The sequence below is a fragment of the Acidovorax sp. LjRoot194 genome (assembly GCF_964253015.1).
Taxonomy (GTDB): Bacteria; Pseudomonadota; Gammaproteobacteria; order Burkholderiales; family Burkholderiaceae_C; genus Acidovorax.
Window position 1 is genome coordinate 5,182,836 of the sequence record NZ_CAXUQB020000001.1, and the last position, 13,339, is coordinate 5,196,174.

Consider the following 13,339-nt stretch of genomic DNA (forward strand, 5'->3'; position numbering starts at 1 on the left):
GGGGACGCACCCGGTGGACCGGCGCAGCCAGATCCACGGGTGCACTGGCGGTGGCCAGCGCCGGTTCGGAGGGCGATGACCGGGGGCTACATCCCCCAGCCCATGGGGCCGTGGCGCGCCGGTTTTCAACGGCCGGGCTGCCCCGCGCACAATGGCGGACCACCGGAATCGACGGAGCGGGCCGGAACCAACGGCGCCGCGCCCGCTCCCACACTGCAACCATGCCTTCACGCCTGCTCAACCGTCTTGCAGTTACTCTGCTTTTGATAGCTGCCAGCGCTTTCTGGACAAGCGCCAACGCCCAATTCAGCCCCAAAACGACAGGCCAGGGGACCAGCGTGGTCACCACGCCGTACGTCCGGGCCGAGCTGATGGCCCATGCTCCCCAGGGCGTGGCGCCGGGGCAGCCGCTGTGGCTGGGGCTGCAGATCACCCACCAGCCCGAGTGGCACACGTACTGGAAGAACCCGGGCGATTCCGGCCTGCCCACCGACCTGGCCTGGACGCTGCCCGCAGGGCTGGACGCGGGCGAGATCGCCTGGCCGCTGCCCAGGAAGATCCCCATCGGCACGCTGGCCAACTACGGTTATGAAGGCACGGTGCTGCTGCCCGTGCCCGTCACGGTGGCCAGCACCTTTGCCGCCGGCCCGCTTGCCAAGGACGCCGTCATCAAGCTGCGCGCCTCCTGGCTGGTGTGCCGCAAGGAGTGCATTCCCGAAGAGGGCGAGTTCACCCTGCAATTGCCCCTGCGCAGCACCACGGCGCTCAACGGCGCCGCGTTCGAGGCGGCGGCCAAGGCGCAGCCCCAGCCGGTGCTGGCGGGCACCAACGGCATCGTGCCGGACAGCCAGGCGCAGATCGCCGACGGCAACGCGCTGCAGATCAGCGTGCACGGCCTGCCGGTGGCGGTGCGCGGCAAGACCCTGGATTTGTTCCCGGAAACCAGCGAAGTCATCGAGAACGCCGTGCAGTGGACGCAGGCCTGGAACGGCAGCGTGTGGACGGCAAAAATTCCGCTGGCCGCCCAGCGCAGCAGCAGCCCCAGCCTGATGCCCGTCGTGCTGGCCGAACGGGCCGCGGAGCAAGGCGCAGCCGCCCACGGCACGGGCCCCGACACCCGCACCGGCTACCGGGCAGAACTCAAGGTACTGGGCACCTGGCCGCAGGGTGCCGCGGTGGCCAGCGTGTCGCCCGCGCTGGACGCGGCGCTCAAGGCCAATGCCGCACAGGCAGCCCAGGCTACCGGCGGCGCCGGGGCTCCGCTGGCGGGCTCCGGCGCATCCACCCTCACGCTCTCGGCCGCGCTGCTGGGGGCCTTGCTGGGCGGGCTCATCTTGAACCTCATGCCCTGCGTGTTTCCGGTGCTGGCGATCAAGGTCGTGGGCTTTACCCAGCACGCGCAGGACCGCCGGGCGCACCGCCTGAGCGGCCTGGCCTACACGGCCGGCGTCGTGCTGTCGTTCCTGTTGCTGGGCGCGCTCATGCTGGGCCTGCGCGCTGCGGGCGAGGCGGTGGGCTGGGGCTTTCAGCTGCAGTCGCCCGCCGTGGTGGCGGGGCTGGCCGCACTGTTCACCGTGATCGGGCTGAACCTGGCGGGGGTGTTCGAGTTCGGGCACTTTCTGCCGTCGTCCGTGGCCAGCCTGCAGGCACGCCACCCGGTGGCCGACAGCTTTCTGACGGGCGTGCTGGCCGTGGCCGTGGCGTCGCCCTGCACCGCGCCGTTCATGGGTGCTTCGATGGGCCTCACGGCGACGCTGCCGGTGCCCCAGGCGCTGGCGGTGTTTGCAGTGCTGGGCCTGGGCCTGGCGCTGCCCTACTTGGCCGCGAGCTTCATCCCCGCCGTGGCGCGCGCCCTGCCCCGCCCCGGCGCGTGGATGGACACCTTCCGCAAGTTCATGGCCTTCCCCATGTTCGCCACCGTGGTGTGGCTGGTGTGGGTGCTGGGGCAGCAAAGCGGCATCGACGGCGCGGGCGCGCTGCTGATCTTGCTGGTGGGCGTGGGCTTGGTGGCCTGGTCGCTGTCGCTGGCGGGCCGTGCACGCCGCTGGATGGCCACCGTGTCGGTCGCCGCGTTCGCGTTGCTGGCCTGGTCGTTCGGGCCGCACATCACCAACGCATCGCCCGCACACACCGCAGAGGCCACCCGCGCCGGCGGCGCGCAGTGGCAGGCCTGGGCGCCGGACGCGGCCGAGCAGATCGTGGCCAGCGGCCGCCCCGTGTTCGTGGACTTCACCGCCGCGTGGTGCGTGACCTGCCAGTACAACAAGAAGACGACGCTGGCCGATAGCGACGTGCTGGCCGACCTGTCTGCCAAGAATGTGGTCCTGCTGCGCGCCGACTGGACGCGCCGCGACCCGGCCATCACCGCCGCGCTGGCCCAGCTGGGGCGCAACGGCGTGCCGGTGTACGTGTTCTACCGGGCCGGCAAGCCGCCCGTGGTGCTGACCGAAGTGCTGAGCGTGCAGGAGGTGCGCGCCACCATCGCCCAACTGTAAAGGCCATGAAGAGCGCGGCCACGAGGCTGCGCTGGGTTCCGTGCGGCGCGTTGTTCGTCGTGTTGTCGTTGTTCACCTTAGCCATCTACCGAAGGAGATTCCGCCATGAAGTTGCTTCGCCGTACGCTGATTGCATCCGCCGCCGCGCTGTTCGCCACCGGCGCCGCACAGGCCGCCACCACCGTGGGCCAGCCGGCGCCCGACTTCACCCTCAAGGACGCCACCGGCAAGACCGTGAAACTGTCGGACTTCAAGGGTAAACACGTGGTGCTGGAGTGGACCAACCCGGGCTGCCCCTTCGTGCGCAAGCACTACGACAGCGGCAACATGCCGGCCACGCAAAAGGACGCGACTGGAAAGAACGTGGTGTGGCTGGCGGTCAACTCCACCGAGAAGGCCAGCAGCGACTACCTGGAGCCGTCCAAGCTCACGGCCTGGCTCACCGAGCGCAAGGCCCAGCCCACCGCGGTGCTCATGGACGAGGAAGGCACCGTGGGCAAGAGCTACGGCGCACGCACCACACCGCACATGTACATCGTCAACCCGCAGGGCGTGCTGGTGTACGCGGGCGGCATCGACAGCATCCCCTCGGCCCGCCCGGCCGACATCGAGAAGGCCACCAACTATGTGAAGGTGGGGCTGTCCGAGGCGCTGGCGGGCAAGCCGATTTCCGCGGCGACGACGCAGCCGTATGGGTGCAGCATCAAGTACAAGTCGTAGGCGCCGCCCGAATCGACAGGCTTCAGAGTCCAAGCTGGATTCATCAATGCATGGCCAGCTTCGAGCACCCCGCCTCCAGTGCTTTGAACAGGTCTTTGGACGTTTCCACTTCGCCTCTCACGTCCATGTACTGAGCGGCGATCCGCTCGCCATCTTTTGACGAGAAGAACAAGACGGGCTCGTTGCTGATATTGACTGTGCCGTCCAGCATTTCTATTCGACCCAGGAATATGGGGAATAGGGTCGTCATGTCCTTGGCCTCGACCAATTTTTTGGGCTTGAGGGAGGACATTTGCTCAATGAAGCCGCCCAGATCCGGGCTGCCGAGGCAATGTTTGGATTTTCCATTGGCAACTACATGCAGATAAAAGGGATCATCGTTGTTGGCTCGGTGCGCCACCAGTGAAATGCGATCACTTTTGAAGTAGTACACCAGCCCGGGAGATCTCTCGAAATTCAAGACTTCCATGTCGCCAACCCCGGGATATCCGCCCGGCCACATTGCAGAATAGAAGACCATGGAACCCGCGCCAAAGGCAAAGCCAAAAAGAAGCAAAGTCGGGTAAACAAGGTATTTTTTCACAAAAATATGCACAATGGTGCGCACATAATCCAGAACAACTCGATAGCTTACCTCTTCGCCAGCTCCGAACATCCCGCCTCCAAGGCGTGAAATACACTCTCTGAAATACTTATCTCCCCAGCTATACCTGCATGTTGTGCCGCTATTCTTGAACCATCGACCGAAGAGTAAAAGTAAATTGGCTCGATATCATATTCAATTATTTGATCTTGAATTTCAATTTTCCCAATGAATTTTGGAAATTTATCTCTCAGGTATTTTTTTTCGATAAAATTATTGGAGTGAAAAGATGATATTTGATGAAGATAACCACCAAAATCATTACTCACATTGCAATGCCGTGATTTCCCACCCGAAATAGTATGCAGATAAAAATCATCAGCATCATCTTTTCGATGAGCAACGAGTGAGGTTTTAGGGCTTGTAAATACAAACAACAGAACTCCACTCGCAGAAATATCGAATGATTTTTCCCGGCGAAGCAACAAATCATCAAAAATCGTTGAAAATAAAAAACACCCACACAACAACCCAGCAACAAAAAGAGCACCGCATTTCAGGAAATTTTTATCAATAGAAATCATCAGAATATATGCACCATGGTACCTTCAGGTGCCCAATCATACAAAGCTCTTGCATTTGCCTGCGTCAATCTGACGCAGCCGTGCGAACCAAACCAATCACTCATCGAACTTTTTGCAGATCGAACCACTGACAGTGGGATGCTTCCGTGATACTGATGGAATGCTTTGCCATCAGCTGTAAAAAACATTGCATAATCCATTTGAACATCATATGTCTTACTTCTGTAAGGATGTGCCTTACGCGATATTCTAAAGCTTCCTCGATTAGTTGGATGCCCCTTATCCCCAGTAACACAATCAAAAACAAAAACCCTTTTCAAACCTTCCATCGCCTCAACAATCTGAAGCGACAAATTGACTTTGATTGTTTTTGAAATTTTATTGGCATTCTTTTTTGGCAGCACTATTCTCACCCTCGAAATTTGAGTACCTGAGTTTAGACACAGACCGAACAGAACGCACAGCTTCTCAAGCCAACATTTACACAGATCCAGCCATCTGCTAATTACTGCCTTTTCATAGCAACCATCCGCTTGAATTGCGCTTCAAGTTCAACTTAAAAAGAATAATATTTTCTAGCCAGTTACAGCAGTCCCAAGTCGCTGCGACAAACTCCGAGCAGCCTCGCGCAAATGCTGCGCCGCCGCGCTGCTTGGCCCCGTCTGCAGCGTGGCACTGGGTCCGATCACCGCCAGGCACAGCACCAACTGGCCGAACCCGTCGAACACCGGGGTGGCCAGCGCGCTGATGCCGGGCAACAACTGATCGGTCACCTGCGCCACCTGGTGCGCGCGCACCAACTCCAGTTCGGCAGCAAACGCCGGTTCGTCCAGCGCCCCTGCAAACCCCTCGGCCGCCAACGCAGCAGCAGCACGTTCGCGCGGGCCGAAAGCCGCGAACACCTTGCCCGTGGCCGTGTGGCGCACCGACGCGGTGGTGCCGTGGCGCATGGCCACGTACACCGCGGTGGGACCTTCTTCCACGCGGATGATGGTGGGCCCGTTGTCGCCCCAGACCGAGGCCGACACGGTGTAGCCGATGCGCTGGGCCAGCGCGGGCAGCTCGGCGATGGCCAGGCGCACCGGGTCTACCTGCTGCAGGCTGATCAGGCCCAGCTGCATGGCCAGCGGGCCCAGGCCGTAGTGGCCGCTCACGGCGTCCTGCTCGATGAGGCCCAGCTTGCCGAAGCTCACCAGGTACGGGTGCGCCTTGGCGGGCGTCATGTCGGCGGCGCGGGCCAGGTCCTTGAGCGCCATGCGGCGGCCGGTGCGGGCCAGCACCTTGAGCAGTTGCCCGCCCACTTCCACGCTCTGAATGCCGCGTGGCGTGCGCGGGCTGGTGTCGTCTTCGTCGTCGGGGCGGGGCGGGTCGATGGGGAAGGAAGGCATGGCTGCGATTGTCCACGGCAAGCGCTGGCGTATGGATCTCCGGGTTTTCACCTAAGCAAATGCGTTAGACATTGGCGAATTTATTGCCTAACATCAAAACATTCCGTTTAGATAAACGCATTCACCCATAACGAATTTCACACCATGACCACCAAGACCTTTGCCTCCGCCGCCGACCTGGACGTCAAGAAGGTGAGCTTCGACAAGCTTTCCGACCACGCGTATGCCTACACCGCCGAGGGCGACCCCAACACCGGCATCATCATTGGCGACGACGCCGTGATGGTCATCGACACCCAGGCCACGCCCGTGATGGCGCAGGACGTGATCCGCCGCATCCGCGAAGTGACCGACAAACCCATCAAGTACGTGCTGCTGTCCCACTACCACGCGGTGCGCGTGCTGGGCGCGAGTGCCTACGGGGCGGAGCACATCATTGCCAGCGAGGACACGCGCGATTTGATCGTCGAGCGCGGCCAGTTCGACAAGGACAGCGAGATCGGCCGCTTCCCGCGCCTGTTCCAGAACGTGGAGAGCGTGCCGGACGGCCTGACCTGGCCCACGATGACCTTCAACAAGAAGATGACGCTGTGGCTGGGCACGCTGGAGGTGCAGATCCTGCAGCTGGGCCGCGGCCACACCAAGGGCGACACGGTGGCCTGGCTGCCGCAGGAAAAGATCCTCTTCAGCGGCGACCTGGTGGAGTTCGACGCCACCCCGTATGCGGGCGACGCGTACTTCCAGGACTGGCCGCAGACGCTCGACAACATCGCGGCCCTGAAGCCCGAAAAGCTCGTGCCCGGCCGCGGCGCCGCGCTGCAAACGCCCGACCAGGTGCAGGCGGGCCTTGCCGGCACGCGCGCCTTCATCAGCGACCTGTACGAGAGCGTGAAAGCCAGCGCCGCCCAGGGCGAAGACCTGCGCAAGGTGTACGAGGCCACGTTCGCAAAACTGCAACCCAAGTACGGCCACTGGGTGATCTTCAACCACTGCATGCCGTTCGACGTGACCCGCGCCTACGACGAAGCCACGCAGTACCCGGACCCGCGCATCTGGACGGCCGAGCGGGATGTGCAGATGTGGAAGTCCCTGGAAGGTTGAATAGAGAACAACACCCTGAGGCGCTGCGCGCCTTCCCCCTCCTCTCGCACCGCTGCGCGCTGTGGGACGGGGGACGACGCCCTCGCTGGGGGGCTGCGCCAGTTGCACAGGTCCGTTCCCAGAGCAGCGCCCGGTTCGATCCAAGACACAAAGGTCATGACGCCATGAACCCCAGAGACATCCCTCCCGAGGCCTTCCACGCCAGCGGCGCCGAGGTGCAGGCCCTCGAATTCGGCTACGTGCGCTCGCCCGACCAGGACAGCCCCACGCCCGCGCAGCACCCCGTGGTCATCGTGGGTGCGGGCCCCGTGGGCCTGTCGCTCGCCATCGACCTGGCGCAGCGCGGGCAGCGCGTGGTGGTGCTGGACAACGACCACAAGCTCTCCACCGGCTCGCGCGCCATCTGCTTTGCCAAGCGCACGCTGGAGATCTGGGACCGCCTGGGCGTGGGCCAGCGCATGGTGGACAAGGGCGTGTCGTGGAACGTGGGCAAGGTCTTCCTGCAGGACGAGCAGCTGTACGAGTTCAACCTGCTGCCCGAGGCCGGCCACGAGCGGCCGGCCTTCATCAACCTGCAGCAGTACTACGCCGAGGCCTACCTGGTGGAGCGGGCGCTGCAGCTGCCGGGCATCGACATCCGCTGGCACAACCGGGTCACCGCCGTGGAGCAGCACGGCGACGGCGCGCTGCTGACCATCGACACGCCCGAGGGCGACTACCGTATCGGCGCGCAGTGGGTGGCCGCGTGCGACGGCTCGCGGTCGCCGCTGCGGCAGGCCATGGGCCTGGAGAGCAAAGGCCGCATCTTCAAGGACCGCTTTCTCATCGCCGACGTGAAGCTCGCGGGCGGTGCGGAGTTTCCGACCGAGCGGTGGTTCTGGTTCGACCCGCCGTTCCACCCCGGCCAGAGCGTGCTGCTGCACCGCCAGCCCGACAACGTGTGGCGCATCGACTTCCAGCTGGGGTGGGACGCCGACCCCGAGGAAGAAAAGAAACCCGAGAACATCCTGCCCCGCGTGCAGGCGCTCCTGGGCCCCCACGCACAGTTCGAGCTGGACTGGGCCAGCGTCTACACCTTTGCCTGCCTGCGCATGGACCGCTTCGTGCACGGCCGCGTGGTGTTCGTGGGCGACAGCGCCCACGGTGTCTCGCCCTTCGGCGCACGCGGCGCCAACAGCGGCATGCAGGACGCGGAGAACTTGGCCTGGAAGCTCGACTGGGTGCTGCAGGGCCGCGCCAGCGCTGCTCTGGTGGCCACCTACGGCCCCGAGCGCGAATACGCGGCCGACGAGAACATTGCCAACTCCACACGCGCCACCGATTTCATCACGCCCAAGAGCGAGATCAGCCGGCTGTTTCGCGACGCCGCACTGCACCTGGCCCGCGACCATGCGTTTGCACGGCGCATCGTCAACAGCGGGCGCCTGTCGGTGCCGGCCACGCTGCATGCGTCGCCGTTGAACACGCCCGACACCGACGCCTTCGCGGGCCCGCAGGTGCCGGGCGCCGTGCTGCTGGACGCGCCGTTGACGCGGCAGGGCCAGCCCACCTGGCTGCTGCGCGCGCTGGGGCCGCAGTTCACGCTCATCGTCTTTGGCGCGGCGCCTGGCTGGGCGCTCGAAGTACCGCAGGTGCAGGTGCTGCAGATCGGCGTGGAGGTGCACGACAGCGAGGGCCTGGCCGCGCAGCGCCTGGACGCCCTGCCCCACACCGCCTACCTGGTGCGCCCCGACCAGCACGTGTGCGCGCGCTGGCGTGCACCCACCGAAGCCGCCGTGCGCGCCGCCCTGGCCCGCGCCACGACAGCGCATGTCTGACACCCAACCTGCTCGCCACATGCTCAACACCCAGCCCCACCTGCAGGCCTGCGACGATTTCTACGAAGCGCTGATCAACGCCCACCAAGGCCTGTCCACCCCCGAGAGCCACGCCATGAACGCACGCCTGGTGCTGCTGCTGGCCAACCACATCGGCGACCACGCCACGCTGTGCGACGCGCTGCGGCTGGCACGCGGCACGGTGGGCCTGAAGACGGCCACCGCCACCGCAACACCCACGGCGGCAGACCACCCGGTCATCACACCGATCCTGCCCTCGCAAGCCATGGCCTGAATGCCGGCCCGCCCCGTACCTCACTGCACCACACCTTTTCCCCCGGCCGCAGCAGCATCGCAAAGACGGTGCACTGCAGCCTCTGCCCCGACCACATCACAACAACCCGGAGACAAAACCATGCTGCGCAAACACTTCCTCGCCACCCTCGGTGCCCTGGCACTCACCACGCTGGCCCTGCCCGCCACGGCCCAAGACACCAAGCCGCTCGAATGGGTGGTGGGCTATGCGGCCGGCGGCGGCTCCGACATCGTGGCGCGCACGATTGCCGAGTCGATGTCGGCCACGCTGGGCCGCCCCATCATCATCAACAACAAGCCCGGCGCGGGCACCAACATCGCGGCCGAATACAGTGCGCGCAACAAGGACTACGGCAACCTTATCTTCTCGGCCGACTTCGCCACGCTGGCGGCCAACCCCTTCCTGTTCAGCAAGCTCAGCTACAACGCCGAGAAGGACTTCCAGCCCGTGGGGCTGCTGGTGCGGTTCCCGATGTTTCTCGTGGTGTCCAACAACGTGCCGGCCAAGAACCTCAAGGAGTTCATGGCATGGGCCAAGGGCCTGCCGGATGGCGTGAACTGGGCGTCCGCTGGGCCGGGCAGCCCGCACCACCTGGTGGGCGAGTTGTTCCGCGAGCAAAGCGGACTCAAGCTCACGCATGTGCCCTACCGCGGTGCCGCCCCGGCCATCCAGGACGTGATCGGCGGCCAGGTGCCCGCGATGTGGATCGACAGCGCCACGGTGTACCCGTTCCTCGCGACCGGCAAGGTGAGGGCCATCGGCGTGGCCAGCCCGCAGCGCGTGGGCACCATGCCCGATGTGGCCACCATTTCAGAGCAGGGCCTGCAGGGTTTCGAGGGCTACGCATGGCAAGGCGTGGTCGCTCCCACCGGTACGCCGCCCGAGGTGGTGGCGAACTTCAGCAAGGCCCTGCAGGCCGCGCTGGCCGACACGCGCACCAAGGCGCGCCTGCAGGCTCTGGGCGTGGAGCCCATGCCTGGCAGCGCGGCGCAGATGGGGAGCTTTGCGCGCACCGAGCGGGAGAAGTGGGGCCGGGTCATCACCAAGGTGGGCGTAAAGCTTGACTAACCCCACTGATTGAGCCCTCTGAGCGGCTGCGCCGCTTCCCCCTCAAGGGGACGCCTCCAGCGGCCCGGCGAAGCCGGTTCCGCGGTGGCACTGGCGATGGCGGCGCGCCGGTTTCGCAGCCTGTGGACTTTAGGATCTGCCTAGCCTCGCGCTTCGGGACGTGGGCAGCGCCGATTCGCCCGTTACGCAGCGGCTGATCGGCAGCGTGCCAGCCGGCGCTTGCGCTGCAAAGCAGGGGCCAGCCACATCAGTTGCACCGCGGCATAACCCAGCGCCGCCAGCATCAGGCCCAGTGTGGGCAGGCCGACGAGCAGTGGCGTGCCCAGGGCCTGGATCCACGCCGCCATCGCCTGCACCGAGAAATCGCCGCCCGGTGCGACGCTGCTCCACGGCGGCAGGGTTTGCGTGCCGGGCATCGCCAGCGACCCCAGGTAGAACGCCAGCGCATACAGCGGCACGGTGGTGAACGGGTTGGTATAGAAGGTGGCCACAGACCCGGCCACCACGTTGCCGCGAATCCCGGCGCACACCACCAGCGTGCCCGGGATCTGCAGCGGCCCGGGGATGAGCCCGCAGAACATGCCGGCTGCCACACCGCGCGCCAGCGGCTCGCGCTGGAAGCGGAACAGCGCGCGCTGCTCCAGCCAGGGCCGCAGGCTGGCCAGCCAGCTGCGGTCCAGGTGGGTGCGGGCCCGCGGTTCCAGCCCGCGCAGCCAGCGGCGCAGGGAGCACAGCATGGACATCATCGCGCGGTCAGTTCCAGGCGAAGGCCGCTGCCGTGCCCGCGCCGCACAGGGCCGACAGCCCCATCAGCAGGCGCACATCGCGCTTCTCGTTGCCCGCCCGGTGGGCGATGACGGTGGCGGCGACGAGGCCGCCCAGGAGAAACAACAGTACAGAGTCCAGCAGTTCCATGGTGTGCGCTTCCTTGCGGTCAGTCCTTGGGTGGCAGGGCTGGCGCAGGCTGCTGGGTGTTGCCACCCGAGCTGCGCAGCGACAGGAAGATGGAGCCTGCGATCAGGCCGGCCGTCACCAGCAGGGCGTAGCCGATCGGAATCTTGACCAGGTCGATGAGCAGCATCTTGCCACCGATGAAGATCAGCACCAGCGCCAGACCGTAGGCCAGCAGGTGGAAGCGGTCCGCCAGGTCGGCCAGCAGGAAGTACAGCGCACGCAGGCCCAGGATGGCGAAGATGTTGGCGGTGAGCACGATGAACGGGTCGTTGGTGATCGCGAAGATGGCAGGGATGCTGTCGACCGCGAAGATGATGTCGGTGGTGCCGATGAGCACCAGCACCACGAACAGCGGGGTGTAGTGCTTCACGCCGTTGACCAGCGTGGAGAGCTTCTCGCCGTCGAACTGGTCGGTGATGCGGATGCGCTTCTTCAGGAACTTGAGCACCGGGTTGGTGGCGATGTCAGGCTCCTGCCCTGCAGCGAACCACATCTTGGCACCCGTGACCACGAGGAAAGCGCCGAACACGTACAGCAGCCAGTGGAAGGTGGCCAGCAGCCAGGCGCCCGCCAGGATCAGCAGCGTGCGCAGCACGATGGCGCCGATGATGCCGATGATGAGCGCGCGCTTTTGGTACTGCGGCGGCACGGCGAAGTAGCTGAACAGCATCAGGAAGACAAAGATGTTGTCGATGGACAAGCTCTTTTCCACCAGGTACCCGGTGATGAACTGCATCGACACCGTGTTGGCCACCTCGCGGCCCTGGCTGCTGTCGAGGTACCACCACAGGATGGCGACGAACACGAACGCCAGCGAGAACCACAGCAGGCTCCAGCGCAGCGCCTCTTTCATCGTGACCTTGTGCGCCCCCTGGCGCTCCATCACCAGAAGGTCGACGCCGATGGCGACGACCACGAAGACGGCGAATCCCGCCCACATCCACCAGGTTCCTATTGTTTCCATGAATCTTTGCTCCGAAGGGAATTGGTTCGTCTGCCGGGCGCCCCACCCGGCAACAGCCCGCACTGTAGGGATGCAAGAGATTCTTAAAAACCTGTCATATTGATACCATTGGTTCGGTTTTTACGAACCTTTGCGATTTCTCCCAGGAAACCCCATGAGCCAGAGCTTCAACTACCGCCATCTTTTCTACTTCTGGGTGGTGGCCAAGGAGGGCGGCATCGCGCGCGCCGCCGAGCGGCTGGACATGGCCGTGCAGACCATCAGCGCGCAGGTGCGCGAGCTGGAAAAGGCCTTGGGCGTGAGCCTGCTGCGCTCCGAGGGCCGCAACCTCGTGCTCACCGACGCAGGCGTGGCCGCGCTGCACGAGGCGGACCACATCTTTGCCCTGGGCGAGCTGCTGCCGGTGCGCGTGCGCGAGGCCGCCACCGGCCAGACGCTGCGGCTGAACCTGGGCATCTCCGACGGCATCGCCAAGCTGGCCGTGCACCGGCTGCTGACCCCCGTGCTGGACGAACCCCACCTGCGCCTGCTGTGCCACGAGGGCGAGTTCCAGCCGCTGCTGGGCGAGCTGGCGCTGCACAAGCTCGACGCGGTGCTGGCCGACCGCGCCGCGCCGCCCAACCGCGCGCTGCGCACCACCAGCCAGCTGCTGGGCACGAGCGCCATCGCCTGGTACGCCCCGCCGCTGTGGGCCGAGGCGGCGGCGACGGACTTCCCGCACAGCCTGGCCGTGGTGCCCGTGCTGCTGCCCACCGACCACGCCGCCATGCGCGCCCGCATCGACCACTGGCTGGAACGCGAACGCATCCGCCCGCGCATCGCCGGGGAGTTCGAGGACAGCGCCCTCCTGAGCACCTTTGCCGCCACCGGCATGGGCGTGATGCCCGCCCCCGTGTCGCTGGGCGAGCACCTGGCACACACCCACGGCCTGGTGCAGGTGGGCACCACGCCGGATGTGCAGGAGCAGTTCCACCTGATCTACAGCGCCCGCAAGGTGATGCACCCGCTGCTCACGCGCCTGCTGGAGGCGGGGAAGAGCGGGACGCTATTGAATCAATAGCTGGTGGCGCTTGTCTATCAAGCGGTAGGGGCCTAAAACGCTTAAAAACATGCTCCATCCATGTCATCCCATCCGTTCGGGCTGAGCCCGTAGAAGCTAGGGCATGGAAGGGGACAGCCCTTCGGCGAGAGCAGCACGAACGAAGTTGGGATTAGCTTCGAAGATTTCGCAGGTCGTGCAAGGCGTCGACAAACTCAGCCCGAACGGTCGTTGGTTGCGCGGCGCTCCGGCCGCCAAAACTGGCGCGCAATCATCCCAGTGCCACCGTGGAACCAGCTTTACCGGGCCA

14 protein-coding genes are annotated in these 13,339 nt (G+C 64.9%); 7 read left to right on the forward strand and 7 right to left on the reverse strand.

What is annotated here, in order from left to right:
- Positions 1–221 precede the first annotated feature (221 nt).
- Together ACSQ3N_RS23430 and ACSQ3N_RS23435 are read left to right on the forward strand one after the other, a co-directional pair.
- Positions 222–2,495 (forward strand): protein-disulfide reductase DsbD family protein, encoded by a 2,274-nt coding sequence (locus tag ACSQ3N_RS23430; protein ID WP_436147594.1) that lies wholly within the window; start codon positions 222–224, stop codon positions 2,493–2,495.
- A 105-nt stretch (positions 2,496–2,600) separates the two neighbouring features.
- Positions 2,601–3,215, forward strand: coding sequence for a thioredoxin family protein (locus ACSQ3N_RS23435; protein ID WP_056172753.1), 615 nt, complete (start codon positions 2,601–2,603; stop codon positions 3,213–3,215).
- Positions 3,216–3,258: 43 nt separating this feature from the next.
- Here ACSQ3N_RS23435 and ACSQ3N_RS23440 read toward each other — a convergent pair whose 3' ends face one another.
- The 4 genes from ACSQ3N_RS23440 to ACSQ3N_RS23455 form a co-directional block, all read right to left on the reverse strand.
- Positions 3,259–3,870, reverse strand: a complete 612-nt coding sequence (locus ACSQ3N_RS23440) for a hypothetical protein (RefSeq protein WP_056172750.1) — start codon at positions 3,868–3,870, stop codon at positions 3,259–3,261.
- The gene (locus ACSQ3N_RS23445) at positions 3,846–4,382 is read right to left on the reverse strand and encodes a hypothetical protein (RefSeq protein WP_436147595.1); all 537 of its coding nucleotides are present in this window, start codon (positions 4,380–4,382) and stop codon (positions 3,846–3,848) included. Before ACSQ3N_RS23445 ends, ACSQ3N_RS23440 begins: the two co-directional genes overlap by 25 nt.
- Complete coding sequence (locus ACSQ3N_RS23450) at positions 4,382–4,786, reverse strand: L,D-transpeptidase (RefSeq protein WP_235507492.1); 405 nt, start codon at positions 4,784–4,786, stop codon at positions 4,382–4,384. Before ACSQ3N_RS23450 ends, ACSQ3N_RS23445 begins: the two co-directional genes overlap by 1 nt.
- A gap of 171 nt (positions 4,787–4,957) precedes the next feature.
- Positions 4,958–5,770 (reverse strand): IclR family transcriptional regulator, encoded by an 813-nt coding sequence (locus ACSQ3N_RS23455; RefSeq protein ID WP_056172748.1) that lies wholly within the window; start codon positions 5,768–5,770, stop codon positions 4,958–4,960.
- A 144-nt stretch (positions 5,771–5,914) separates the two neighbouring features.
- Here ACSQ3N_RS23455 and ACSQ3N_RS23460 point away from each other — a divergent pair, with 144 nt between their 5' ends.
- The 4 genes from ACSQ3N_RS23460 to ACSQ3N_RS23475 all read left to right on the forward strand — a co-directional run bounded on the left by ACSQ3N_RS23460 (position 5,915) and on the right by ACSQ3N_RS23475 (position 10,072).
- Positions 5,915–6,871, forward strand: coding sequence for an MBL fold metallo-hydrolase (locus tag ACSQ3N_RS23460; protein ID WP_056172744.1), 957 nt, complete (start codon positions 5,915–5,917; stop codon positions 6,869–6,871).
- Positions 6,872–7,035: 164 nt separating this feature from the next.
- Entirely contained in the window at positions 7,036–8,688 is a 1,653-nt protein-coding gene (locus tag ACSQ3N_RS23465) for an FAD-dependent oxidoreductase (protein ID WP_436147596.1), read from the forward strand.
- 19 nt (positions 8,689–8,707) lie between these two features.
- Complete coding sequence (locus ACSQ3N_RS23470; RefSeq protein ID WP_436148002.1) at positions 8,708–8,983, forward strand: DUF2783 domain-containing protein; 276 nt, start codon at positions 8,708–8,710, stop codon at positions 8,981–8,983.
- 120 nt (positions 8,984–9,103) lie between these two features.
- Positions 9,104–10,072 (forward strand): Bug family tripartite tricarboxylate transporter substrate binding protein, encoded by a 969-nt coding sequence (locus ACSQ3N_RS23475; RefSeq protein WP_436147597.1) that lies wholly within the window; start codon positions 9,104–9,106, stop codon positions 10,070–10,072.
- 182 nt (positions 10,073–10,254) lie between these two features.
- Here the strand turns inward: ACSQ3N_RS23475 and ACSQ3N_RS23480 are convergent, their stop codons facing one another.
- The 3 genes from ACSQ3N_RS23480 to ACSQ3N_RS23490 are packed head-to-tail and all read right to left on the reverse strand — an operon-like array spanning position 10,255 to position 11,990.
- Positions 10,255–10,818 (reverse strand): DUF2062 domain-containing protein, encoded by a 564-nt coding sequence (locus tag ACSQ3N_RS23480; RefSeq protein WP_436147598.1) that lies wholly within the window; start codon positions 10,816–10,818, stop codon positions 10,255–10,257.
- Between the two features lie 7 nt (positions 10,819–10,825).
- Complete coding sequence (locus ACSQ3N_RS23485; protein ID WP_200912460.1) at positions 10,826–10,987, reverse strand: hypothetical protein; 162 nt, start codon at positions 10,985–10,987, stop codon at positions 10,826–10,828.
- Between the two features lie 19 nt (positions 10,988–11,006).
- Entirely contained in the window at positions 11,007–11,990 is a 984-nt protein-coding gene (locus ACSQ3N_RS23490; protein ID WP_056172726.1) for a TerC family protein, read from the reverse strand.
- A 154-nt stretch (positions 11,991–12,144) separates the two neighbouring features.
- On the opposite strand from ACSQ3N_RS23490, the gene ACSQ3N_RS23495 reads away from it, so the two are divergent.
- Positions 12,145–13,050 (forward strand): LysR family transcriptional regulator, encoded by a 906-nt coding sequence (locus ACSQ3N_RS23495; protein ID WP_056172723.1) that lies wholly within the window; start codon positions 12,145–12,147, stop codon positions 13,048–13,050.
- The last annotated feature ends 289 nt before the right edge of the window (positions 13,051–13,339 follow it).